This window comes from Neorhizobium sp. S3-V5DH (assembly GCF_004343065.1).
Taxonomy (GTDB): Bacteria; Pseudomonadota; Alphaproteobacteria; order Rhizobiales; family Rhizobiaceae; genus Neorhizobium; species Neorhizobium huautlense.
In genome coordinates, this window is record NZ_SMCL01000007.1 from 1 (window position 1) to 21,206 (window position 21,206).

Below are 21,206 nucleotides of genomic sequence, written 5' to 3' on the forward strand. Positions count from 1 at the left end.
CGCTTTGCCCTCAGCCATTGCGGTGTTGCGATCACCCCAATGACAAACGAGGCCGGAGCATCATAACAGACGCTCCGGCCTCTCAATGTATAAGGCGGCCCGGAGGCCGCCTTTTCGAAATCAACGAGCAGAAAGCTTATTCTGCCGAAGCTTCGGCAGCCTTTGCGGCTTCGGCGGCTTCTGCAGCTGCCTTTGCTTCGGCGGCATCCGCTGCCGCCTTTTCGGCGGCAAGAGCCTGGGCTGCTGCAACCTTTTCGGCTTCGATACGTGCCTTCTCGTCGGCGACTGCCTGACGCTCGGCTTCGTTCAGCTTGCGGGCGCGGGTGCCGGTGTTCTCGACGATACGAGCCGACTTGCCGCGGCGGTCGCGGAGGTAGTAGAGCTTCGCACGACGGACCTTACCGCGACGAACGACTTCGACGCTCTCGACCATCGGGGAGTAAACCGGGAACACACGCTCGACGCCTTCGCCGTAGGAGATCTTGCGGACCGTGAAGCTTTCGTTCAGACCGCCACCGGAACGGGCGATGCAAACGCCTTCATAGGCCTGTACGCGGGTACGGTTGCCTTCCGTCACGCGAACGTTGACGCGGACCGTGTCGCCCGGAGAAAATTCTGGAAGCGTACGCTTGGCTGCAATCTTGGCGGCCTGTTCGGCCTCGAGCTGCTGAATGATGTTCATCGTCTCAAACCTTTGGTTCTTCTGAAACAGCCAGAGCGCTCGATGAATATTCCTTGGTCACGCCTCGGAATTTGCTATTAGGCAGAGCGGGTTCGCCATTCTTTGTTGCTGGTCGACGGGAGTTTTCCCATTTCCGGCTGCGCCAATACACGAAAGAGTCCCGTTTGTCATCCCGTTGATTGCGATTTTGTGACGGAAATGCCGCCTGCTTGCCGCCCGGCACCTCTGCCGTTATGTGGGGCTACGGGATGAGGAAACATCAATGACAATCACAATGATCATATTGCTCGCTGCGGCGGGTTTTCTGTCAGGCGCGGTGAATGCGATCGCCGGCGGCGGTACGTTCTTGACCTTCGGGGCCATGACGCTTGCCGGGGTGCCGCCGATTTCCGCCAATGCGACCTCCTCGATCGTTCAATTCCCGGGCTATATTACCTCGACCATCGCCTATTGGGACGAGATATCTCACCGCTGGCGTAGCGCCCTAATACTCGCCATCATATCCGTCGTCGGCGCATTCGCCGGCTCCTTCCTGCTCCTGTCGCTCGATAATCCATCTTTCCGTGAGATTGTGCCCTGGCTGCTCGCGGCCGCGACGGCCGTCTTTGCCGCCGGTCCGTGGCTGAAGCCGAAGGCATCGGCGGAACGGTCGGCCAACTCGCCGGCCTGCATCATCGGTCAGTTCCTGACGTCGATCTATGGCGGTTTCTTCGGCGCCGGCATGGGCATCATGATGCTGGCTGTGCTCGGCATCACGACCGGCGGCAGCTATCATCATCTCAACGCGCTGAAGAATATGCTGGCGGTATTGATCGCCGCCGTCGCCATCGTGGTCTTCGTCGGCGGCGGGGTCATCGCGTGGCCGGAAGCACTGGTGATGATTCCTGCCGGCGCACTTGGCGGTTACGCCGGGGTCTGGATGGCGCGGCGTATCTCGCAAGCCGTCTTGCGCTGGTGCGTGGTAGCCGTCGGGGTCGGGCTGACGGTCTATTATTTCGCGACCGGCTGATCGGAAAGGAGATCGGGGCGGCGTTCGGCGGTCAGCTTCCGCGCTTCCTCCAGCCGCCATTTCTCGATCGCGGCGTGGTTTCCGGAGGTCAGCACCGAGGGGATCTCGCGTCCTTCGAAGACCTGCGGCCGCGTATATTGCGGATGCTCCAGCAGCCCGTCCTCGAAACTCTCATGGGTGCCGGAAAGCGCATTTCCCATGACGCCGGGAAGCATACGGATCACCGCATCGAGCAGCGTCAGCGCCGCGGGTTCTCCGCCGGAAAGAATATAGTCGCCGATCGAAACCTCTTCGAGATTGCGCGCATCGATCACCCGCTGGTCGACGCCTTCGAACCGGCCGCAGACGATCACCACGCCATCTCCGGAAGCGAGTTCTCGAACTCTTTGCTGTGTCAGCGGTTTTCCGCGCGGGCTCATCAGCAGGCGAGGGCGGTTGTCGCCTCCCGAAACATGGTCGATCGCTTTGGCGAGAATGTCCGGTTTCAGGACCATGCCCGCACCTCCCCCGGCCGGGGTGTCGTCCACCGTCCGGTGCCGATCCTCCGCAAAATCCCGGATCTGGACGGTTTCAATCGACCACTGGCTGCGCTCCATGGCCTTTCCCGCGAGCGAAAAGCCGAGATGTCCGGGAAACATTTCCGGGTAGAGCGTCAGGACCGTCGCGCGAAAGCTCATTTCTTGCCCTTGCGGGGAAGCCCAGGCGCTGAGCCTTCGTCGGGGTTCTCGATGAGGCCCGCCGCCTCCGGGTCGATAAGGATCTTGCCGCTTTCAAGATCGATCTCCAGCACCGCGGCTTCGGAGAACGGGATCAGGGCCGGGCGGAGGCCGGGCCCTTTCAGCTCCAGGAGATCGCCAGCGCCGAAGTCGTATACGCCGCTCACCGTACCATAGCTCTTGCCGTGCTGGTCGACCGCTTCGAGGCCTTCGAGATCGGCATAGTAGAACTCGTCTTCCTCCAGTTCCTCGTCCGGCAGATTGTCGCGCTCGATAAAGAGTTCGAGGCCGTTCAGGCTTTCCGCGGAGCTACGGTCGTTGACGCCGCGAAACCGCACGATTACGACGTTCTTGGCTTCGCGGACCTCGAGAATCTCGAAGGCCCGGCCGTCGGCGCTATGCAGCTTGCCATAATCTCCCAGCGCTGTCGGATCGGCCGTGTAGGAGCGCACGCGGACCTCTCCCCTCAGACCTTGGGCAGCGCCTATCGTCGCCATCAGAACGGGGTTTTCGAGCTTGGTCATGCGGGTCGTTCCGGTTCCATTTGCGTTTCATTTAATCTCTGGGAGGCCAAAAGCAAACAGCAAAAGGGCAGCGCGTTGCCGCGCTGCCCTTTTCACGAAAAAATGGCCCGGAAAAGCTTATGCTTCGGCAGAAGCAGCGGCTGCGTCGGCGGCCTTTTGGGCACGCTCGGCGGCGCGTTCCTGGGCCTTCTTGCCAGGCTTTGCCTTTTCCGGATTGCTGCGGGTGTCGCGCTTTGCAATGCCGGCTTCGGCGAGGAAGCGCAGGACGCGGTCGGTCGGCTGTGCGCCCTTTGCGATCCATTCCTGGATGCGCTCGGCGTTCAGTTCGACGCGCTTTGCGTCGTCCTTGGCGAGCATCGGGTTCCATGCGCCGAGCTTTTCGAGGAAACGGCCATCGCGGGGCGAGCGAGCATCAGCAACGACGATGTGGTAGTACGGGCGCTTCTTGGAGCCGCCGCGGGCGAGACGAATCTTCAGGGACATTTTCTTACTCCTTAGTCTTTCCGTTGTCCGCCGGTGTCAGGCGGATTGTTTGGTGCCGCCATGTTCGGCGGCGATGGCTTCATGATGCCGGATGACTTCCTTGATGACGAAGTTCAGGAACTTCTCGGCGAAATCCGGGTCCAGATGGGCTTCCTTCGCCAGCCGGCGGAGGCGTTCGATCTGAAATTCCTCGCGCGCCGGGTCAGCCGGCGGCAGATCGTATTGGGCCTTCAGAAGGCCCACTTCCTTGGTGCAGCGGAAACGCTCCGCCAGCATGTGCACCAGCGCCGCGTCGATGTTGTCGATCGACTGGCGGTAGCTCGAAAGCCTGGCTTTGACGTCGGGATCAACCACGAACTTCCTCCCTGTCACTTCTTTTTCGGCAAGCCGGGAAGACCCGGAAAACCGCCGCCGAGGCCGGGCAATCCGCCCATTCCGCCGCCTGGAAGACCCGGCATCGAGCCGGGCTTGATACCTGCGGCCTGCGCCTGCTTCTGCAGTGCTTCAAGTTGCTTCGGATCGAGCTTGGACAGATCGGGCATGCCGCCCATTCCACCCATTCCGCCGCCAAGCCCCATCTTGGAGGCAAGGCCGCCCATCATCTGCTTCATCATGCCGCCCTTGCCCTTGCCGCCCATCATTTTCATCATGTCGGCCATCTGGCGGTGCATCTTCAGAAGCTTGTTGATTTCGGCAGCGTCCGTGCCGGAGCCGGCTGCGATACGCTTCTTGCGGCTGTGCTTCAGCATATCAGGGTTGGCGCGCTCGGCCTTGGTCATCGACTGTATGATGGCGATCTGGCGATCGAACATCTTGTCGTTCATGCCCGACGCGGCGAGCTTGTCCTTCATGCCGGCCATGCCCGGCATCATGCCCATGATGCCGCCCATGCCGCCGAGCGATTTCATCTGGCGAAGCTGGTCGGCGAGGTCATTCAGGTCGAACTTGCCCTTGGCCATCTTCTCGGCCATGGCGCGCGCCTTTTCGGCGTCGATATTTTCCGCAGCCTTTTCGACCAGCGAGACGATGTCGCCCATGCCGAGGATGCGGTCGGCGATGCGGCGAGGATGGAATTCTTCCATCTCCGTCATCTTTTCGCCGGTACCGATGAGCTTGATCGGCTTGCCGGTCACGGCACGCATCGAAAGCGCCGCACCACCGCGGCCGTCGCCGTCCATGCGGGTCAGAACGAGGCCTGTGATGCCGACGCGTTCGTCGAAATTGCGGGCGAGATTGACGGCGTCCTGACCGGTGAGGCTATCGGCGACGAGCAGGATCTCGTGCGGATTGGACTTCCGCTTAATCTCCGCCATCTCCTGCATCAGCGGCTCATCGATATGGGTGCGGCCGGCGGTGTCGAGGATGACGACGTCATGACCGCCGAGTTTGGCTGCCTGCACGGCGCGTGCTGCAATATCGGTCGGCGACTGGCCGGCAATGATCGGCAGCGTGTCGACGCCCGTCTGCGTACCGAGCTGACGAAGCTGTTCCTGGGCTGCCGGGCGGCGCGTGTCGAGCGACGCCATCAGCACTTTCTTCTTTTCTCGATCGGTCAGCCGCTTGGCGATCTTGCCGGTCGTGGTGGTCTTGCCCGAGCCTTGGAGGCCGACCATCATGATGACGACGGGAGCTACCGCATGCAGGTCAATGCCCACACCTTCCGAACCGAGCATTTCAACAAGCTCGTCATGGACGATCTTGACGACCATCTGACCGGGCTTGATCGATTTCAGAACTTCGGCGCCGACGGCCTTTTCCCGCACCTTGTCGGTAAAGGAGCGGACGACTTCCAGCGCCACGTCCGCTTCGAGAAGCGCACGCCGAACCTCGCGCAAGGCGGCGGAGACGTCCGCTTCGCTCAATGCGCCACGGCCAGTCAGTCCACTCAAGATGGAGCCAAGACGGTCCTGGAGGCTTTCGAACATCGTTTCTTCCTTTTCCACGTTTCGGGAGTGCCCGAAACGTCGGGTTTCTCCGCGACAAAAACAAGGCGCCACAGGAGGCGCAAAGCCAAAAAGCACCCGAGGGCGCAACGCGCTGTCGGATGTTGACCTCCGGGCTCGGTAAAATCGGCCCCGGTCGGCGGCTCCAAGTTCTCGACTTGTCAGCAGATCGCCGGCTTAAACAGGAAAAGGCGGCGAAAGTCAAGCTACACAGGCGCTGTAACATTTCCGCGACCCGTTACTCGTCGCTTGAAGCCGGCCATTGCCAATCCTATAGCTTTGGCATGAACCGTCGAAAATTTCTCAAATGGTCCGGTATCGGAGCGATCGCAGCGCTTGCGGGCGGCTTTGCGGCAAGGGGAGCCATGGCTGCGAACAAGTATTACTCAGGCCCGATCTCCGATCATTTTGACGGAACGCATTTCTTCAATCCGAACGGGGAGGACCCCGAAGGATTGCTCAATCTCCTTCGCTGGCAGCTCGGTGGCGGCAGGGTCGATTGGCCGGCTGCGTTTGCAAGCCCGCTTCCGCAAGCCATGCCGGAAACGAGGATATCGGGCGAAAGGCTGGTGGTCACCATGGTCGGCCATGCGTCGCTGCTCATCCAGGTCGCCGGGCTGAACATCCTGACCGATCCCGTCTGGAGTGATCGCGCCAGCCCCGTCTCCTTTGCCGGCCCGAAGCGGGTCAATCCGCCCGGCATCCGCATCGGCGACCTGCCGCCGATCGATGTGGTGCTCGTCACGCATAATCATTACGACCATCTGGACCTGGAAACGCTTTGGGTGCTGCAGGGACGCGACAAGCCGCAGTTCATCACCCCGCTCGGCAATGATGCGATCATCCGGTCGCATGTGCCGGATGCGACGATCACTGTCATGGATTGGGATGGGCGTGAAAACATCACGCCTGACGTCACATTCCACTGCGAGCCCTGTCATCACTGGTCGGCGCGAGGCATGGGAGATCGGCGAATGGCACTCTGGGCCGCCTTCGTGATCGAAACGCCGGCAGGCAAGATTTATCACATCGGCGACACCGGCTTTCACCAGGGCATCAATTATCGGGCCGCCAAGGAAAAACATGGCGGATTCCGACTGGCCAACCTGCCTTTCGGGGCCTACGAGCCGCGCTGGTTCATGAAAGCGCAGCACCAAAATCCGGAAGAGGCGGTGGAGGGCATGCTTTTTTGTGGTGCAGCCTCGGTAGCCGGCCATCATTGGGGCACGTTCCAGCTCACCAATGAGGGCATAGAGGAGCCGGTCGCCGCGCTTTACGCCGCGCTTGATGCGCAACGCATTTCCCGCGACCGTTTCCGGCCTCTCCGGCCGGGCGAGGTGTTCGAAGTTCCTGCGGTTTCCGCCTGAGGCCTCGAGGAACGGTTTGACGGCATCTTCGAAAACGCCGATAGGGTCTGCTCATGAACATTCAGACGTCGACTGAACAGCAGACACGCATCCAGCGCCTCAAGGCGCTCACCGATGCCGCCCATCATGGGCTCGACCAGCGCATCATGGCGGCGGAGCCGTTCGCCAGCCGCGAGCGCTACGGATTGTTTCTGGAGGTACAGCATTGCTTTCATGCGGATGTATCGCCGCTTTATCACTCTCCCGAGCTTGGCTCGTTGCTGCCCGATCTCGCCAGCCGTTGCCGGCTCGATGCCCTGCGGCGGGACATAACCGATCTCGCCGGCAGCGCCCCGCCGATTCTGACCCCTCGGACCGGACCGCTCGGCGTACCGGCGGCGCTTGGCTGGCTCTATGTGGCGGAAGGTTCGAACCTCGGAGCCGCGTTCCTTCTGAAGGAAGCCGAAAAGCTCGACCTGTCGGAAAAATTCGGTGCGCGCCATCTCGCCGGCCATCCCGACGGACGCGGCCTGCACTGGCGAACCTTTGTCGCCGCTTTTAACGGCCTCACCCTCTCCGAGGCCGATGAGGCTGACGCGGCTGAAGGTGCCAGAGCAGCGTTTCGGCGCGTCCATGCGCTGGTGGAAGAGACTTTCGCCTGACGCCTGCTTCAGATCAGTGATCCCGTCGAGCTCCGGGTTTTGCGGGATCGGTGGCCGCGATCCAGATGACATGCCGGGCGCCGCCGCGTTTGCCATTGGCACGGATATTGACGACCTCGGTCGAAAAGCCGCTCTGTTTCAGGCGTCGGGTAAAGCCCTCGTCCGGCCCGGATGACCATACCGCCAGAACACCGCCTGGCCGCAAAGCGTCGCGTGCCGCCCGCAGGCCGTAAGCGTCATAGAGGCGGTCGTTCGATGCCCGGGTCAAGCCATCGGGACCATTGTCGACATCCAGGAGGATGGCGTCGAACCTGCCCTGCGCGCCGCGAATGACGTCGCCCACGTCCCCCTGATGGATAAGCGTGCGCGGATCGTCGAGACAGCCGTGGAAAACGCCGGCCATCGGTCCACGTGCCCAGCCGATGACCGCAGGCACAAGTTCGGCAACAGTCACGGAGGCGTCGGGAGGCAATACCGACAACGCGGCCCGCAAGGTGAAACCCATGCCGAGTCCACCAATGAGGATGGCCGGACGTGGGCGGCCTGCGATTTTCTGATGGGCCAGAGTAGCGAGCGCTTCTTCGGATCCGCTCAGCCGGCTGTTCATCAACTCGTTGGAGCCCAGCATGATCGAGAATTCCTGGCCACGCTGCTTGAGCCGCAGTTCGCCGCCATTGCCCGGTATCTCTGCGCGATCCAGCTGAATCCAAGGTAACATCGATCAAAGCCCTGTTTGTGACGGCTCCCCTATCATGAGGGGCGAGGCTGCGCCATCGCCGAGAACCAAGGGAGCATTCGGCATGGGATGAAATATGCAGCAGCACCGACATTCGCGATCCGAGGGCTGAAGGGCCGAACGCCAGAGCCGTCCTCAATGCCCGCCGGAGCCGTGAGCGTTGATGATGGCATCCGCCTCCTTCCCATAAAGTTCCTCGAAATGATCGAAGGTCTTGGAATAGTAGCCAATACCCTGGGTGGCCGACCGCAGCGACCGTGTCAGCTCTTCCAGCGCCCCGCCGGGCACAAGAGCCCTGAAAATGTCCCAGCCTTTGGCATTTTCGTCGCGATCGAAACCCAGGACCTGTCCTTTCAGGGACGACACGAGGGTTACTATGCCTCCCGAAAAGATCGAAGGGATGTGGATCTCGACCCGTGAAACCGGCTGCATCAGCACAGCCGACGCCTGGGACAGGGCCTGGCGTGTGCCCATTTTTGCGGCCGCCCGGAATGCGAAGTCGGAACTGTCCACGGAGTGATACTGTCCGTCGGTCAAGGTCACGCCGACGTCTATGACCTGAAAGCCTAAAGGTCCCTTCTCCATCGCCTCGCGCGCACCCATCTCCACCGCCGGTATATAGTTTCGCGGTACCGTGCCGCCTTTGACGGTTTCGGCGAAGGTGAAACCACCGCCCCGTTCGTTCGGCTTTACGTCCAGATGGACATCGGCGAACTGACCGGCTCCGCCGGTCTGCTTGCGGTGGCGATAGTGCACGGTCGAAGGCTTGGATATGGTCTCGCGGTAAATCGGGTTCGGAACCTCGTCGGTCACTTCCACGCGAAACACCTCCGAGAGAGTGTTGCGTAGCTCGCGCAGATGCACCGGCCCTTGCACGCAGACCAGCATTGCGCCGGTACCCTCTTCCTGCATGACCTTGAGCCCGCGATCCGTCTCGGCAAGTTTCGCCAACGTTGCCGAAAGCTTTGTTTCATCGCGCTCGTTGACGGGAACCAGGATACGCTCCAGCATCGGCGTGGGTGGCGTCGCCCAATTGGGCGGGACAGCGGCTTGTCCGGAAGTCAGCAGCGCCGGAATGGGAATATGGTCGGATTTGACTGCCGCGAAGATGGAGCCTGCCTTGCTGGCGGCGCCGGCCACCTTGCCGTTGCCGTTTTCCTGGATGGGTCCCAGACCGGCGCCGTTTAACGGCGAGCCCTGCTTCAGACCGTCGATCATCGACCGGACGACAATAGTCTTCCCGACATTGGCTCTATGAAATGCATGAAAGCTAACGGCAGAGAGTCTTTCATTCTCCAGTCCCGCTGCCGCGGCAAGCCGAGCCTGAAGGGCGGCGACCTGGGGTGCTTCGTGCCGCAGCGCCTTCATCAATCGCATGACGCCGTTCGTATGAGAGGCTGCACCGAACATGACCGGGATCACCCGGTTTTCCTTCAGGATACGGGAAGCGATGCTGAACAGGGTATCGCTGGCAGGCTCGCGATCCTCGACCAATTCTTCGAGCAACCAATCGTCGAATTCCGAAAACTGTTCCAGCATCTCGGCCCGCGCTTCGTGTTCCCGCTCGAGGATGTTTTGCGGCAGCTCGACCAGCGAGGACGGTTGGCCCTCGCGATAGCGCCAGGCCCGTTCCGAGATCAGGTCGCAGCTGCCGATGACCTTCTCACCTTCGCGTATAGGCACTTGCCGTAGAACGAGCGGATGGTTCGAATAAGCCTGGAGCGCCGCAATCACGTCACGCAGCCGCCCGCGGGGTTCGTCCATTCGGTTGACGAAGAGGATACAAGGCGTGGCCGAAGCCTCGATGGCGCGCAGATAAGGTGCGGCCAGTACAGCATCGTCGGGGGAGGGCGAAACGCAAAGAATGCAGGCGTCACTTGCCAGCAGTGAATCCTGCGCAATCGCGAGCGCCTCGTTGGCACCGGGCGTATCGATCGCGCACCATGGTTCGTTGATGAATTCAAATTCTGCCAGGCTTAGATGGTAAGGAGAGCTGTACTTTCGGGGGGAGCCTTCCAGTGAGGCGAGTTTGGCGACGAGCGTGGATTTGCCCGTCTGCGATGGTCCCAATACCGTAAAGCAGCGCATCGGCGATCCTCCATTGCCAAAGCATGCACCAGAACACCAAGAATGCCTTCAACCGGGATAGCGTTCTAGATGGTTGCATTCATTCTTAAATATGAAGGGCAGTGGCGAGGTCCATAGTCGATCGGTCGATGGTTGGCGCTTTTGGTTCCCACTGGTATTTCTAACGCGTTTCCGCCATATACAGCCCGAACAGAGATGGAACTGATCCAATGAGTGCAATGGTCGAATTCGCGAGGATGAACGGGCTTGGCAACAAGATCCTGGTTGTCGACATGCGCGGCCGCACCGACAAGGTTACGCCCGAGGCTGCGGTTGCGCTCAATGCTGATCCGGCGACCCAGTTCGACCAGATCATGGCGATCCACCATCCGAAGGCCCAGGGCACCGACGCCTGGATCGACATCCTTAATTCCGACGGATCTAAGGCGCAGGCCTGCGGCAACGGCACGCGCTGTGTCGTACAGGCGCTAGCCGCCGAGACCGGCCGCAAGGCCTTCACCTTCCAGACGGTCGCCGGCATCCTCAACGCCGTCGAACACGAGGACGGGACGGTTTCCGTCGACATGGGTCGCCCCGTTTTTGAGTGGAACAGGATCCCGCTCGCCGAAGAGTTCTTCGATACGAGCCGTATCGAGCTGCAGATCGGGCCGATCGACGCTCCGGTGCTGCATTCGCCTTCGGCCATGTCGATGGGCAATCCACACGCTATCTTCTGGGTGGATCGCGATCCGATGGAATTCGACCTGGAGCGTTTCGGGCCGCTTCTGGAAAACCATCCAATGTTTCCGGAAAAGGCCAATATTACGCTGGCTCAGGTCACGTCGAATTCCTCGCTGCGGACCCGCACCTGGGAACGCGGCGCAGGGCTGACGCTCGCCTGTGGCTCGGCCGCCTGCGCATCTGCCGTTTCCGCCGCTCGCACGGGCCGCACTGGCCGAACGGTGACGATCGACGTTGCTTCCAGCCCAATCCGCCAGCCGCTCATCATCGAATGGCGCGAGGACGATCATGTCGTCATGACCGGCCCGGCCGAATGGGAATGGTCGGGCAAGGTCGACCCGGAGACGGGTTCCTTCACGCGGGACGAAGAGCCGGGAGTCCTGGCAAAATGAGCGGCGTCGAGGTCATCACCTTCGGCTGTCGGCTCAACACCTATGAATCGGAAGTGATGCGGGCCGAGGCCGAAAAGGCTGGGCTCAACAACGCGATCCTCGTCAATACCTGCGCCGTCACCGGCGAGGCCGTTCGCCAGGCCCGCCAGGCGATCCGCCGCGCCCGGCGCGAAAATCCGCATGCCCGCATCATCGTCACCGGCTGCGCCGCCCAGACGGAAAAGCAGACCTTTGCTGACATGGCTGAAGTGGATGCCGTGCTCGGCAACGAGGAGAAGCTGAAAAGCACGTCCTATCGCAGCCTGCCGGACTTCGGTGTCTCGGCGGAAGAGAAGCTCCGCGTCAACGACATCATGAGCGTCAAGGCAACCGCACCGCAGATGGTGAAGCACATCGACGGGCATGTGCGCGCCTTCATTCAGGTACAGAACGGCTGCGACCACCGCTGCACCTTCTGCATCATCCCCTATGGCCGCGGCAATTCCCGCTCGGTGCCGATGGGCGCCGTCGTCGAACAGGCCCGCAAACTCACTGAAAGCGGCTACTGCGAGATCGTGCTCACCGGCGTCGATGCCACAAGTTATGGCACCGACCTGCCAGGCCAGCCGTCGCTCGGATATCTTGCGAAAACGCTATTGCGCCAGGTGCCGGAAATCCTCCGTCTGCGCCTGTCCTCCATCGACAGCATCGAGGCGGACAAGCATCTTTGGGATCTCATCGCCGACGAGCCGCGCTTCATGCCGCACCTGCATCTGTCGCTGCAGCACGGCGATGATCTGATCCTCAAGCGGATGAAGCGCCGCCATTCGCGCGCCGAGGCTCTGGCCTTCGCCGAGCAGGCGCGGCGCTTGAGACCTGAGATCGCGTTTGGTGCAGACATGATCGCGGGGTTCCCGACCGAGACGGAAGAAATGTTCGAGAACGCCGCGAGGCTGGCCGAGGAGGCGGGCATCTCCTTCCTGCATGTCTTCCCCTACAGTCCACGGCCCGGAACGCCGGCGGCCCGGATGTCGCAACTCGACCGGGGGTTGATCAAGGATCGTGCAGCGCGTCTGCGTGGACGCGGGGAGGCGCTGCACCGCGCTCATCTCGACCGTATGATCGGGACGGAGCAAGTCATTGTCGTCGAGAACAACGGCAAGGCGCATACGGAAAACTTTTCTCTGGTGGCAGCGCCCGGCCTTGTTCCCCGCGACCTCAAGCGCGTTATCATTACCGGGCACAACGGCAAGCACCTCGAAATGCAGGTCGCGCCGGCCCTTGCCTCATCTCGGGCAGCATAACGGAAGACGGATCTCTTATGGCATTAAGCTTCATCAAACGCGTCTTCACCTTCGGCAAACCAGGCGAAGAGCAGGCACCTGAAGCGGAACGTCCGGAGGATCTGCGTTCGGTTGAGGCCGAACTCGAGCCAAAGTCGCGGCATGAAGACCTGCCGGTTTCGCCCGTCGATCCGGTCGCGCCAACGGAGATCGAAACCGCGGGCGGTCCGTCTGCGGACCGGGCGAGCGAGAATATCACGGAGCCCGAAGCCGATGATGAAACAGCGGCCATTCTTCCGGGCGTCGAAGCGGCACCTGATATCGGCATGGTACCGTTATCTTTGCTGCAGGCGGAAGCCGAAGCTGAGGAAGAAGAGGGTGTCGCATCCGTGGAAACACCGTCCTCTGTCCTGCCGGACATCTCCCCTCCTGTGGGGGATATTGCATCGGAAGAGGTTCCCGCCGAACCCATCCTCCCCAAAGGCTTCTCCACTGCTCGCCACGAACTCCAGCCCGCTCCAGTCGCCCCCGCGCCAAAACTTACCTGGTTCCAGCGACTGCGCGCTGGCCTTGCCCGTACTTCCTCGCAGCTCACAGGCCAGATCACGGCGCTCTTCACCAAGCGCAAGCTTGATGAAGATACGTTGGAGGAGCTGGAAGATCTGCTGATCCAGGCGGACCTCGGCGTGGAGACGGCGATGCGTATTACCGGCGCGCTTTCGTCCGAACGCTACGGCAAGGATGTCACGGGCGAAGATGTGTCCCGTATCATGGCGGCCGAGATCACCAAGGTGTTGTCGCCGGTCGCCAAGCCGTTGCAGCTCGACCTCAACCACAAGCCGCATGTCGTCCTCGTTGTCGGTGTCAACGGAACCGGCAAGACCACGACGATCGGAAAGCTAGCGGCAAAACTCTCCGGCTCGGGGCTCAAGGTCATGCTCGCCGCCGGCGATACTTTTCGTGCAGCGGCCATCGAGCAGCTGAAAATCTGGGCAGACCGGACGGGGTCCGAATTCATCGGCACGAAACTCGGCGCGGACGCCGCCGGCCTTGCCTATGATGCCTACGAGCAGGCACGTGCGAAGAAAAGCGACGTGCTGATCATCGATACGGCCGGCCGGCTGCAAAATCGCGCGGAACTGATGGCGGAACTCGAAAAGATCGTCCGCGTTCTTGGGAAGCTCGATCCGGATGCACCGCATACCGTGCTGCAGACCCTCGATGCCACGACCGGGCAAAATGCCCTGCAGCAGGTCGAAATCTTCCGCAACGTCGCTGGCGTCAGCGGCCTGATCATGACGAAACTGGACGGCACGGCGCGCGGCGGCATTCTTGTGGCCATCGCCGCCAAGCACAAGCTGCCGGTTTATTTCATCGGTGTGGGTGAAGGCGTGGACGATCTGGAGCCTTTTGAGGCGGGAGATTTTGCGCAGGCCATTGCCGGTTTGACGCATTGATGACACAGAAAGACGATTTGGCTTCTCAAACGAAAGCCTCGAAGTTGGGACCCATGCAGAGTATCGAAAGCGACATCACGCCGACCAAGGAAGAAAAGCAGCATCCGATGCTGAAGCTGGCGCTCGAAATCGGTCCGCTACTCGTCTTCTTTTTCGGCAACCTTCGGGGCGAATGGCTGGTGTCGAAATTTCCGGCGCTTTCAGCGATCGGCGGCCCCTTGCTCGTCGCGACGGCGCTTTTCATGATTGCGACCGTTATCTCGCTGGTCATTTCGAAGATCGTCTTCCATCACCTGCCGGTCATGCCTTTCGTTTCCGGCATTGTGGTGCTGGTCTTCGGTTCGCTGTCGATCTGGCTGCAGGACGAGACCTTCATCAAGATGAAGCCGACGATCGTCAATTCGCTCTTCGGCGTGACGCTGCTCATCGGTCTTATGTTCGGCAAGTCATTGCTCGGTTATGTCTTCAACGCAGCCTTCCAGCTCGATGAAACGGGTTGGAAGAAGCTCACGTTTCGATGGGGCCTGTTCTTTCTGGTGCTTGCGGTCATGAACGAGGTGGTCTGGCGCAATTTTTCCGATGCCGTCTGGATCAATTTCAAGGTCTGGGGCACGATGCCCATCACCATCGCCTTCACACTCGCCCAGATGCCGCTCATCATGCGACACACCATTACCGAACCTGTCGCGGAAACCGAAAAGTGACGGCAGCCGATCTTTCCGATTCCGGGTCGTTCTCCAGGCGCTGGCTGTATGCTGCGCTTGCCCTTTTCCTGCTGCAGGTCGCCGTGCTCTATGCAATGGGCCGAATCCCGATTTGCGAATGCGGCTATGTGAAGCTCTGGGAAGGGGGCGTGAATTCCAGCGGGAACTCGCAGCATCTTTCGGACTGGTACACCCCGTCCCACATCATCCACGGATTCCTTTTTTACGGTCTCGGCTGGGTTCTTTTCCGGCGCGCGCCGCTTACCGCGCGGCTGTCGCTTGCCGTGCTGATCGAGGCCGCATGGGAAGTGCTGGAAAACACGCCGATGGTGATCGACCGCTATCGGACGGCGACCATGGCGCTCGGTTATACCGGCGACAGCATCCTGAATTCTGCAATGGACACGGTCTTCATGGCGCTCGGCTTTTTCGCCGCTGCGCGCCTGCCGGTCTGGCTAACGGTCGCGATCGCCATCTTCTTCGAGCTTGCGACCGGATATATCATCCGCGACAACCTGACGCTCAACGTGTTGATGCTCGTCTGGCCGATCGACGCGGTGCGGGAGTGGCAGGCGGCGATGCCCTGATCAGCTGCCGGCGGCGGCCTTCTCGATCGCCGGCATGAGATCCTGGGACATGCTGCGCTCGTCGAAGGGGCCGACCTTCTTGTAGAGGATCGTGCCGTCCGGCCCGACCAGATAACTTTCCGGAATGCCGTAGACGCCCCAGTCGATTGCCGCCTTGCCGTTCGGGTCGACACCGATCGCCTTATAGGGATTGCCGAGCTCACCGAGGAAACGCAGCGCGTTGTCGTTGCGGTCCTTGTAGTTAATGCCAACGATCGTCAGCCGCCCGTCCTTCGCCAGTTCCTTCAGGATGGGATGCTCCTGCCGGCAGGGTACGCACCAGGAAGCGAAGACGTTCACCAGCGTCAGTTTGCCGGCAATCGCGGCATTGGTGAGCGCTGCGGTGTTCGATCCTTCGAGCGGCGGCAGCGCAAGCGAGGGAGCCTTCTTTCCGATGAGCGCCGAAGGGATGGCAGAGATGTCGCGGCCGTTGACGTCCTGATCATAGAGCATCTTGCCGGCGACGGCCGCAAATCCCAAGAAAATTAAAAGCGGAAGAAGAGCGATTGCGTAACGTGTCAGACCCTTGCGCTGTGCCTGTCGGGTTTCGGTCTCGGTGCTCATGGTTTGTCACTCTGGGTCGCATCATCCCTGAGCTGTGAAGAGCGACGACGTATGCCGGAGGCTTCCAGTTCCGCCAGCTCGCCTCGCCGAGCGCGGCCGTCAAGCCAAACCCAGGCGATCAGACAGAGGGCCACCAGGGCCGTCAGGGCATAGGACAGGGCGATGTAGAATGTATGCGTCATCACCCTGTCATGCCTCCCGTCCGGCCGCGCGGGCGGCAAGCCGTCGCTGGGCGGCGACGCGGCGCCGCCAGATCTCGTTACGCATTGCCGCGATGTGCAGCGTGAAGAACAGCAGTGTGAAGGCGATGGCCATCACAAGCAGCGGCCAAAGGAATTCCCCGTCGATGGTGGGTCCGTCCAGACGAATGACGCTCGCCGGCTGGTGCAGCGTGTTCCACCAGTCGACCGAGAATTTGATGATCGGAATGTTGACGAAGCCGACAAGGATGAGGACGGCGGAAACGCGCGCTGCCTTGGACGGATCGTCCATCGCGCGGTTGAGCGCAATAAGGCCTAGATACATCAAAAAAAGCACAAAGACGGAGGTCAGCCGCGCGTCCCAGACCCACCAGGTGCCCCACATCGGCCTTCCCCAGAGCGAGCCTGTCGCAAGCGCAATCAGCGTGAAGGCAGCACCTAGCGGCGCGGCGGCCCGGTGGCTGACATCGGCAAGCGGATGTCGCCAAACCAGAGTCCCGATCGCCGAGAGCGCCATCACCGAGTAACACATCATCGACAGCCAGGCGGCCGGGACATGCACATACATGATGCGCACCGTCTGCCCCTGCTGATAGTCGCCTTCGGTTGCGAAGCTCAGATATAGGCCGATAGCAAACAGAACAGCGGTGACGGTTCCCATCCAGGGCAGGACGCGCGCGGCCAGTGCCAGGAAGCGCGTCGGGTTGGCAAGATCGCTCAGTTTGGTGATCGCGAGGCTTTGGGTCATGAGCGCTTTCTAATCTAAGTCGCGGGCAGCATATTGATTCTAGTCAATCGTTGGCGTTTCTCAAAGCCAGCGCCGCACCCAGCGGTCCTAGTACCGCAAAAAACATCGTGATCGCCACCAATATAAGAAAAGGCGGCATAAAGGGGGCGGGATCCTCGACGGCGGCGTAGGAGGCGCTGACACCGAAGATCAGCACTGGGATCGCCAAAGGAAGGACAAGGATCGAAACCAGCAATCCCCCACGGGGAAGAGCGACGGCAACTGCGGCGCCGACCGCACCGATGAAAGTCAGCGCCGGCGTGCCGATAAGGAGCGTCAGCATGGTTGCGCCGATCGCCGTCTCGTTCATGTTCATGAACAGCCCGAGCAGCGGCGAGGCGATCACCAGCGGCAGGCCGTTGCCCAGCCAGTGGGCCAGGCATTTGACGAGGACCGTCAGAACGAGCGGATGCTCCTGCATCAGGAGAAGATCGAGCGATCCGTCCTCGCGATCGGTCTGGAAAAGACGGTCCAGGCCGAGAAGGGCTGAGAGCAGCGCGCCGATCCAGACGATCGCCGGGCCGATGCGGGAGAGCAGGTTCAGATCCGGCCCGACGCCGAAGGGAATGACGGCGACGACGGTCATGAAGAACAAGACGCCGATCAACGCTCCGCCGCCGGCGCGGACTGAAAGCTTGAGATCGCGAAATAGGAGGGCGGTCACCATCTCTCTCCCATGATGCCGGAAAACCCTGTCATCCGTAACTCCTTCGCATTCTCCAGCCCGAGCGGCTGGTGAGTGGCTGCGAGCAGAATGCCACCTTTGGCGAGATGCGCCTTGATCAATGTCGTGAACACTCCCTCCGCATTCACGTCCAGCGCTGCTGTCGGTTCATCGAGAATCCAGACGGGGCGATAGGCGACGAGGAGCTTTGCGAAGGCCATGCGCCGTTGCTGGCCGGCCGACAGATAACCGAACGGCAGGTGGACGATGCTTCCGAGGCCCACCAGTTCGGCGGCTTCGTGTACCGGCAGGCCATGGCCGCCTTTGACGTCGCCGAAGAAATCTTTCCAGAATGCGAGGTTCTCGGTGACGGAGAGTTCCGCCTTCATGGCGTTGCGGTGGCCGAGGTAGTGACAGGCTTCCGCGGCGCGCATTCCCGATTCGGCTGATTCGGAATGCCACTCCACCCGTCCGCTCTCCGGACGAAGCAATCCGGCCACGACGCGCAGCAGGGTCGATTTTCCCGAACCATTGCGGCCGGTGAGCACGAGGCTTTCGCCCGTTTCCAGAGCAAAGGAGACGTCTTTGAAAATCAGGTCTTCACCGCGTCGTGCGGCCAAACCGTCGGCCGTCAGCCGCATACTCGATGCCTTTGTTAAGATTTTAACCACCCGACTGAAAAATTTTGCGCGATTGCCACTTTAGCAGTCTGGAACCCTTCTTAGAAATTATCTATAAGCACTGCAACCACGCCAGCGGCCGGCGTGATTTCCATCTTGCGCCGAACCTGAAGACCTAAAAGATCTTCTCGTGCGGACAGCGGAAATGGTCGCACCCGCATCCTGATGTGCATGAAGTGCATAGGCGTCCGCACGCGCGTGTTGGCTCTATATCAGCGGGGTTACTATCCGTGGCTAAATCTCTCGACAGTTTCAATTGTCGTTCTGTCCTCACCGTAGGCGGCAAGGACTATGTCTATTACAGCCTTCCCAAAGCCGAACAGAACGGCTTGGCCGGCGTCTCGAAACTCCCCTTCTCCATGAAGGTGCTGCTCGAGAACCTGCTCCGCTTTGAAGACGGTCAGTCGGTGACGAAGGAGCAGATTCTTGCGGTTGCCGAATGGCTGAACAACAAGGGTCTGGCTGAGGCGGAAATCGCCTACCGCCCGGCCCGCGTGCTGATGCAGGACTTCACCGGCGTTCCGGCCGTCGTCGACCTCGCGGCCATGCGCGACGGCATCAAGGCGCTCGGCGGCGATGCGGAAAAAATCAACCCGCTCGTTCCGGTCGATCTCGTCATCGACCATTCGGTCATCGTCGACGAATTCGGCACGCCGCAGGCGTTTGCCAGGAACGTCGAGCTGGAATACGAGCGCAACGGCGAGCGTTACCGCTTCCTGAAGTGGGGTCAGCAGGCGTTCAAGAATTTCCGCGTCGTTCCTCCGGGTACCGGCATCTGTCACCAGGTTAATCTCGAATATCTCGGCCAGACGGTCTGGACCAAGGACGAGGACGGCGAAACGATCGCCTATCCGGACACCTGCGTCGGCACCGACTCCCATACCACGATGATCAACGGCCTTGGCGTCTTGGGCTGGGGCGTTGGCGGGATCGAAGCCGAAGCGTCCATGCTCGGCCAGCCGGTCTCCATGCTGCTGCCTGAAGTGATCGGCTTCAAGCTCACCGGCAAGCTCAAGGAAGGCGTCACCGCGACCGACCTCGTGCTGACCGTCGTGCAGATGCTGCGCAAGAAGGGCGTGGTTTCCAAGTTCGTCGAATTCTTCGGTCCGGGCATGGACAACATGCCGCTCGCAGACCGCGCAACGATCGGCAACATGGGCCCGGAATACGGCGCGACCTGCGGCTTCTTCCCGGTCGACGGCGAAACCATCAACTACCTCACCATGTCCGGCCGCACGCATGAGCGTATTGCGCTGGTAGAGGCCTATTCCAAGGCTCAGGGCATGTGGCGCGAAGGCGACGGTTCCGACCTGGTCTTCACCGACACGCTGGAACTCGATCTCGGCGACGTCGTGCCGTCGATGGCAGGCCCGAAGCGTCCGGAAGGCCGCATCCCGCTTGAAAACATCGCGTCCGGCTTCGCCACTTCGCTCGAAGGCGAGTACAAGAAGCCGGGCCAGCTCAGCAACCGTTACGCTGTCGAGGGTACGGATTTCGATCTCGGCCATGGCGACGTGGCGATTGCCGCAATCACGTCCTGCACCAATACGTCCAACCCGTCGGTACTGATCGCTGCCGGCCTTCTCGCCCGCAATGCAGTCGCCAAGGGCCTTAAGTCCAAGCCATGGGTCAAGACCTCGCTCGCACCGGGATCCCAGGTTGTCGGCGAATATCTTGCCAAGTCGGGCCTGCAGGCAGATCTCGACAAGCTCGGCTTCAATCTCGTCGGCTTCGGCTGCACCACCTGCATCGGCAACTCCGGTCCCCTGCCGGCGCCGATCTCCAAGACGATCAACGACAAGGGTCTCATCGTTTCGGGCGTGCTTTCGGGCAACCGTAACTTCGAAGGCCGCATCTCGCCTGATGTCCAGGCCAACTACCTCGCTTCGCCGCCGCTCGTCGTTGCCTACGCGCTCGCCGGCACGGTGCAGAAGGACCTGACCAAGGAGCCGATCGGCGAAGACCAGAACGGCAACCCGGTCTATCTCAAGGACATCTGGCCGACCTCGCACGAAGTGCAGGAATTCATCCAGAAATACGTCACCCGCGAACTCTACGAAACCAAATATGCCGACGTCTTCAAGGGCGATGCGAACTGGCAGGCGGTCAAGGTTCCCCCGGGCGATACCTATGCATGGGACGACAAGTCGACCTACGTGCAGAACCCGCCCTATTTCGTAGGCATGGGCAAAAAAGGCGCTGGTCTCAAGGATATCAAGGGCGCCCGCGTCCTCGGTCTCTTCGGCGACAAGATCACCACCGACCATATTTCTCCGGCCGGTTCGATCAAGGCGGCATCGCCCGCCGGTGCCTATCTCACGGAAAACGGCGTCGCCGTTGCGGACTTCAACCAGTACGGCACGCGTCGCGGCAATCATGAAGTGATGATGCGCGGCACGTTCGCCAACATCCGCATCCGTAACCACATGCTCGGTCCGAACGGCAAGGAAGGTGGATACACCATCCACTATCCGTCGAAGGAAGAGATGTCGATCTACGATGCGGCCATGAAGTACAAGGAAGAGGGCGTTCCGCTCGTCATCTTCGCCGGTGTCGAATACGGCAACGGTTCATCGCGCGACTGGGCGGCAAAGGGCACTAATCTGCTTGGGGTCAAGGCCGTCATCGCCCAGTCCTTCGAACGTATCCATCGCTCAAACCTGGTCGGCATGGGCGTCGTCCCGTTCGTCTTCGAAGAAGGCACGACCTGGGCTTCGCTCGGCCTCAAGGGTGACGAGACTGTCACCATCGAAGGCCTGGAAGGCGACATCAAGCCGCGCGAGTGGAAGACCGCCAAGATCACCTATGGCGACGGCACGGTGAAGGAGATCAACATCCTTTGCCGTATCGATACGCTTGATGAGGTCGTCTACATGAACAACGGCGGCATTCTGCAGACCGTTCTGCGGGATCTTGCCGCTTAAAGGCGATTGATCTGCACCCGCCGGAGGTTTTCCGGCG

Annotated in this window: 22 protein-coding genes; 9 read left to right on the forward strand and 13 right to left on the reverse strand. The window is 61.0% G+C overall.

Translation table 11 applies throughout. The features are described 5' to 3' along the window. Positions 1-136 precede the first annotated feature (136 nt). Complete coding sequence (rplS, locus tag EDE09_RS12500) at positions 137-682, reverse strand: 50S ribosomal protein L19 (RefSeq protein WP_105374467.1); 546 nt, start codon at positions 680-682, stop codon at positions 137-139. A 262-nt stretch (positions 683-944) separates the two neighbouring features. Between rplS and EDE09_RS12505 the strand changes: the two genes are divergently transcribed. After that, positions 945-1,691 carry a sulfite exporter TauE/SafE family protein gene (locus EDE09_RS12505; RefSeq protein WP_105374466.1) on the forward strand — a complete coding sequence of 249 codons (747 nt, stop codon included), beginning with the start codon at positions 945-947 and terminating at the stop codon, positions 1,689-1,691. Here EDE09_RS12505 and trmD read toward each other — a convergent pair. The 5 genes from trmD to ffh all read right to left on the reverse strand — a co-directional run bounded on the left by trmD (position 1,673) and on the right by ffh (position 5,339). Further along, on the reverse strand, positions 1,673-2,368 hold the full coding sequence (gene trmD, locus EDE09_RS12510; protein ID WP_132410739.1) for a tRNA (guanosine(37)-N1)-methyltransferase TrmD: 696 nt from the start codon (positions 2,366-2,368) through the stop codon (positions 1,673-1,675). The genes EDE09_RS12505 and trmD overlap by 19 nt on opposite strands. Then, positions 2,365-2,931, reverse strand: a complete 567-nt coding sequence (rimM, locus tag EDE09_RS12515) for a ribosome maturation factor RimM (RefSeq protein WP_132410741.1) — start codon at positions 2,929-2,931, stop codon at positions 2,365-2,367. The genes trmD and rimM overlap by 4 nt, the downstream gene beginning before the upstream one ends. A 117-nt stretch (positions 2,932-3,048) precedes the next feature. After that, a complete protein-coding gene (gene rpsP / locus EDE09_RS12520; RefSeq protein WP_112803462.1) occupies positions 3,049-3,414 on the reverse strand; it encodes a 30S ribosomal protein S16 in 366 nt (121 codons plus the stop codon). A gap of 36 nt (positions 3,415-3,450) precedes the next feature. Then, positions 3,451-3,768, reverse strand: coding sequence for a chorismate mutase (locus EDE09_RS12525; RefSeq protein WP_132410743.1), 318 nt, complete (start codon positions 3,766-3,768; stop codon positions 3,451-3,453). A 14-nt stretch (positions 3,769-3,782) separates the two neighbouring features. Next, positions 3,783-5,339 (reverse strand): signal recognition particle protein, encoded by a 1,557-nt coding sequence (gene ffh, locus EDE09_RS12530; RefSeq protein WP_132410745.1) that lies wholly within the window; start codon positions 5,337-5,339, stop codon positions 3,783-3,785. A 302-nt stretch (positions 5,340-5,641) separates the two neighbouring features. Between ffh and EDE09_RS12535 the strand changes: the two genes are divergently transcribed. After that, positions 5,642-6,724, forward strand: coding sequence for an MBL fold metallo-hydrolase (locus tag EDE09_RS12535; RefSeq protein WP_132410747.1), 1,083 nt, complete (start codon positions 5,642-5,644; stop codon positions 6,722-6,724). A 53-nt stretch (positions 6,725-6,777) separates the two neighbouring features. Further along, positions 6,778-7,365, forward strand: a complete 588-nt coding sequence (locus EDE09_RS12540) for a biliverdin-producing heme oxygenase (RefSeq protein WP_132410749.1) — start codon at positions 6,778-6,780, stop codon at positions 7,363-7,365. 13 nt (positions 7,366-7,378) lie between these two features. On the opposite strand, the gene EDE09_RS12545 is transcribed toward EDE09_RS12540, so the two are convergent. Continuing rightward, positions 7,379-8,083: a hypothetical protein gene (locus tag EDE09_RS12545; RefSeq protein WP_132410751.1), complete on the reverse strand. Its 705-nt coding sequence runs from the start codon at positions 8,081-8,083 to the stop codon at positions 7,379-7,381. Between the two features lie 153 nt (positions 8,084-8,236). Further along, positions 8,237-10,189: an elongation factor G gene (locus EDE09_RS12550; protein WP_132410753.1), complete on the reverse strand. Its 1,953-nt coding sequence runs from the start codon at positions 10,187-10,189 to the stop codon at positions 8,237-8,239. A 209-nt stretch (positions 10,190-10,398) separates the two neighbouring features. Here EDE09_RS12550 and dapF point away from each other — a divergent pair, with 209 nt between their 5' ends. From dapF to EDE09_RS12575, 5 genes are read left to right on the forward strand one after another with little or no spacing between them, the layout of a single operon-like run. Then, on the forward strand, positions 10,399-11,301 hold the full coding sequence (gene dapF / locus EDE09_RS12555) for a diaminopimelate epimerase (protein ID WP_132410755.1): 903 nt from the start codon (positions 10,399-10,401) through the stop codon (positions 11,299-11,301). Next, positions 11,298-12,584 (forward strand): tRNA (N(6)-L-threonylcarbamoyladenosine(37)-C(2))-methylthiotransferase MtaB, encoded by a 1,287-nt coding sequence (mtaB, locus tag EDE09_RS12560; protein ID WP_132410757.1) that lies wholly within the window; start codon positions 11,298-11,300, stop codon positions 12,582-12,584. Before dapF ends, mtaB begins: the two co-directional genes overlap by 4 nt. 17 nt (positions 12,585-12,601) lie before the next feature. Next, positions 12,602-14,020, forward strand: coding sequence for a signal recognition particle-docking protein FtsY (gene ftsY / locus EDE09_RS12565; protein ID WP_132410759.1), 1,419 nt, complete (start codon positions 12,602-12,604; stop codon positions 14,018-14,020). 53 nt (positions 14,021-14,073) lie between these two features. After that, a complete protein-coding gene (locus tag EDE09_RS12570) occupies positions 14,074-14,724 on the forward strand; it encodes a septation protein A (protein WP_132410761.1) in 651 nt (216 codons plus the stop codon). Beyond that, positions 14,721-15,311, forward strand: coding sequence for a DUF2585 domain-containing protein (locus tag EDE09_RS12575; RefSeq protein WP_132410763.1), 591 nt, complete (start codon positions 14,721-14,723; stop codon positions 15,309-15,311). The genes EDE09_RS12570 and EDE09_RS12575 overlap by 4 nt, the downstream gene beginning before the upstream one ends. On the opposite strand, the gene EDE09_RS12580 is transcribed toward EDE09_RS12575, so the two are convergent. Genes EDE09_RS12580 through ccmA form a run of 5 tightly spaced genes read right to left on the reverse strand, consistent with a single transcriptional unit; the run spans position 15,312 to position 18,206 of the window. Continuing rightward, positions 15,312-15,914, reverse strand: coding sequence for a DsbE family thiol:disulfide interchange protein (locus tag EDE09_RS12580; protein ID WP_132410765.1), 603 nt, complete (start codon positions 15,912-15,914; stop codon positions 15,312-15,314). Further along, positions 15,911-16,096, reverse strand: a complete 186-nt coding sequence (gene ccmD / locus EDE09_RS12585) for a heme exporter protein CcmD (RefSeq protein ID WP_132410767.1) — start codon at positions 16,094-16,096, stop codon at positions 15,911-15,913. Before ccmD ends, EDE09_RS12580 begins: the two co-directional genes overlap by 4 nt. A 7-nt stretch (positions 16,097-16,103) precedes the next feature. Then, entirely contained in the window at positions 16,104-16,862 is a 759-nt protein-coding gene (locus tag EDE09_RS12590; protein ID WP_105374452.1) for a heme ABC transporter permease, read from the reverse strand. 43 nt (positions 16,863-16,905) lie between these two features. Further along, a complete protein-coding gene (gene ccmB / locus EDE09_RS12595) occupies positions 16,906-17,565 on the reverse strand; it encodes a heme exporter protein CcmB (RefSeq protein WP_132410769.1) in 660 nt (219 codons plus the stop codon). Then, a complete protein-coding gene (gene ccmA / locus EDE09_RS12600; RefSeq protein ID WP_132410771.1) occupies positions 17,562-18,206 on the reverse strand; it encodes a heme ABC exporter ATP-binding protein CcmA in 645 nt (214 codons plus the stop codon). Before ccmA ends, ccmB begins: the two co-directional genes overlap by 4 nt. A 269-nt stretch (positions 18,207-18,475) precedes the next feature. Here ccmA and acnA point away from each other — a divergent pair, with 269 nt between their 5' ends. After that, positions 18,476-21,169 carry an aconitate hydratase AcnA gene (acnA, locus tag EDE09_RS12605; protein WP_132410773.1) on the forward strand — a complete coding sequence of 898 codons (2,694 nt, stop codon included), beginning with the start codon at positions 18,476-18,478 and terminating at the stop codon, positions 21,167-21,169. The last annotated feature ends 37 nt before the right edge of the window (positions 21,170-21,206 follow it).

Excerpts from the sequence above, each read along its gene's own strand:
- rplS (WP_105374467.1), bottom strand. The coding sequence starts at position 682 with ATGAACATCATTCAGCAGCTCGAGGCCGAACAGGCCGCCAAGATTGCA.
- EDE09_RS12505 (WP_105374466.1), top strand. The coding sequence starts at position 945 with ATGACAATCACAATGATCATATTGCTCGCTGCGGCGGGTTTTCTGTCA.
- trmD (WP_132410739.1), bottom strand. The coding sequence starts at position 2,368 with ATGAGCTTTCGCGCGACGGTCCTGACGCTCTACCCGGAAATGTTTCCC.
- rimM (WP_132410741.1), bottom strand. The coding sequence starts at position 2,931 with ATGACCAAGCTCGAAAACCCCGTTCTGATGGCGACGATAGGCGCTGCC.
- rpsP (WP_112803462.1), bottom strand. The coding sequence starts at position 3,414 with ATGTCCCTGAAGATTCGTCTCGCCCGCGGCGGCTCCAAGAAGCGCCCG.
- ffh (WP_132410745.1), bottom strand. The coding sequence starts at position 5,339 with ATGTTCGAAAGCCTCCAGGACCGTCTTGGCTCCATCTTGAGTGGACTG.
- EDE09_RS12535 (WP_132410747.1), top strand. The coding sequence starts at position 5,642 with ATGAACCGTCGAAAATTTCTCAAATGGTCCGGTATCGGAGCGATCGCA.
- EDE09_RS12540 (WP_132410749.1), top strand. The coding sequence starts at position 6,778 with ATGAACATTCAGACGTCGACTGAACAGCAGACACGCATCCAGCGCCTC.
- EDE09_RS12545 (WP_132410751.1), bottom strand. The coding sequence starts at position 8,083 with ATGTTACCTTGGATTCAGCTGGATCGCGCAGAGATACCGGGCAATGGC.
- EDE09_RS12550 (WP_132410753.1), bottom strand. The coding sequence starts at position 10,189 with ATGCGCTGCTTTACGGTATTGGGACCATCGCAGACGGGCAAATCCACG.
- dapF (WP_132410755.1), top strand. The coding sequence starts at position 10,399 with ATGAGTGCAATGGTCGAATTCGCGAGGATGAACGGGCTTGGCAACAAG.
- mtaB (WP_132410757.1), top strand. The coding sequence starts at position 11,298 with ATGAGCGGCGTCGAGGTCATCACCTTCGGCTGTCGGCTCAACACCTAT.
- ftsY (WP_132410759.1), top strand. The coding sequence starts at position 12,602 with ATGGCATTAAGCTTCATCAAACGCGTCTTCACCTTCGGCAAACCAGGC.
- EDE09_RS12570 (WP_132410761.1), top strand. The coding sequence starts at position 14,074 with ATGCAGAGTATCGAAAGCGACATCACGCCGACCAAGGAAGAAAAGCAG.
- EDE09_RS12580 (WP_132410765.1), bottom strand. The coding sequence starts at position 15,914 with ATGAGCACCGAGACCGAAACCCGACAGGCACAGCGCAAGGGTCTGACA.
- ccmD (WP_132410767.1), bottom strand. The coding sequence starts at position 16,096 with ATGACGCATACATTCTACATCGCCCTGTCCTATGCCCTGACGGCCCTG.
- EDE09_RS12590 (WP_105374452.1), bottom strand. The coding sequence starts at position 16,862 with ATGACCCAAAGCCTCGCGATCACCAAACTGAGCGATCTTGCCAACCCG.
- ccmA (WP_132410771.1), bottom strand. The coding sequence starts at position 18,206 with ATGCGGCTGACGGCCGACGGTTTGGCCGCACGACGCGGTGAAGACCTG.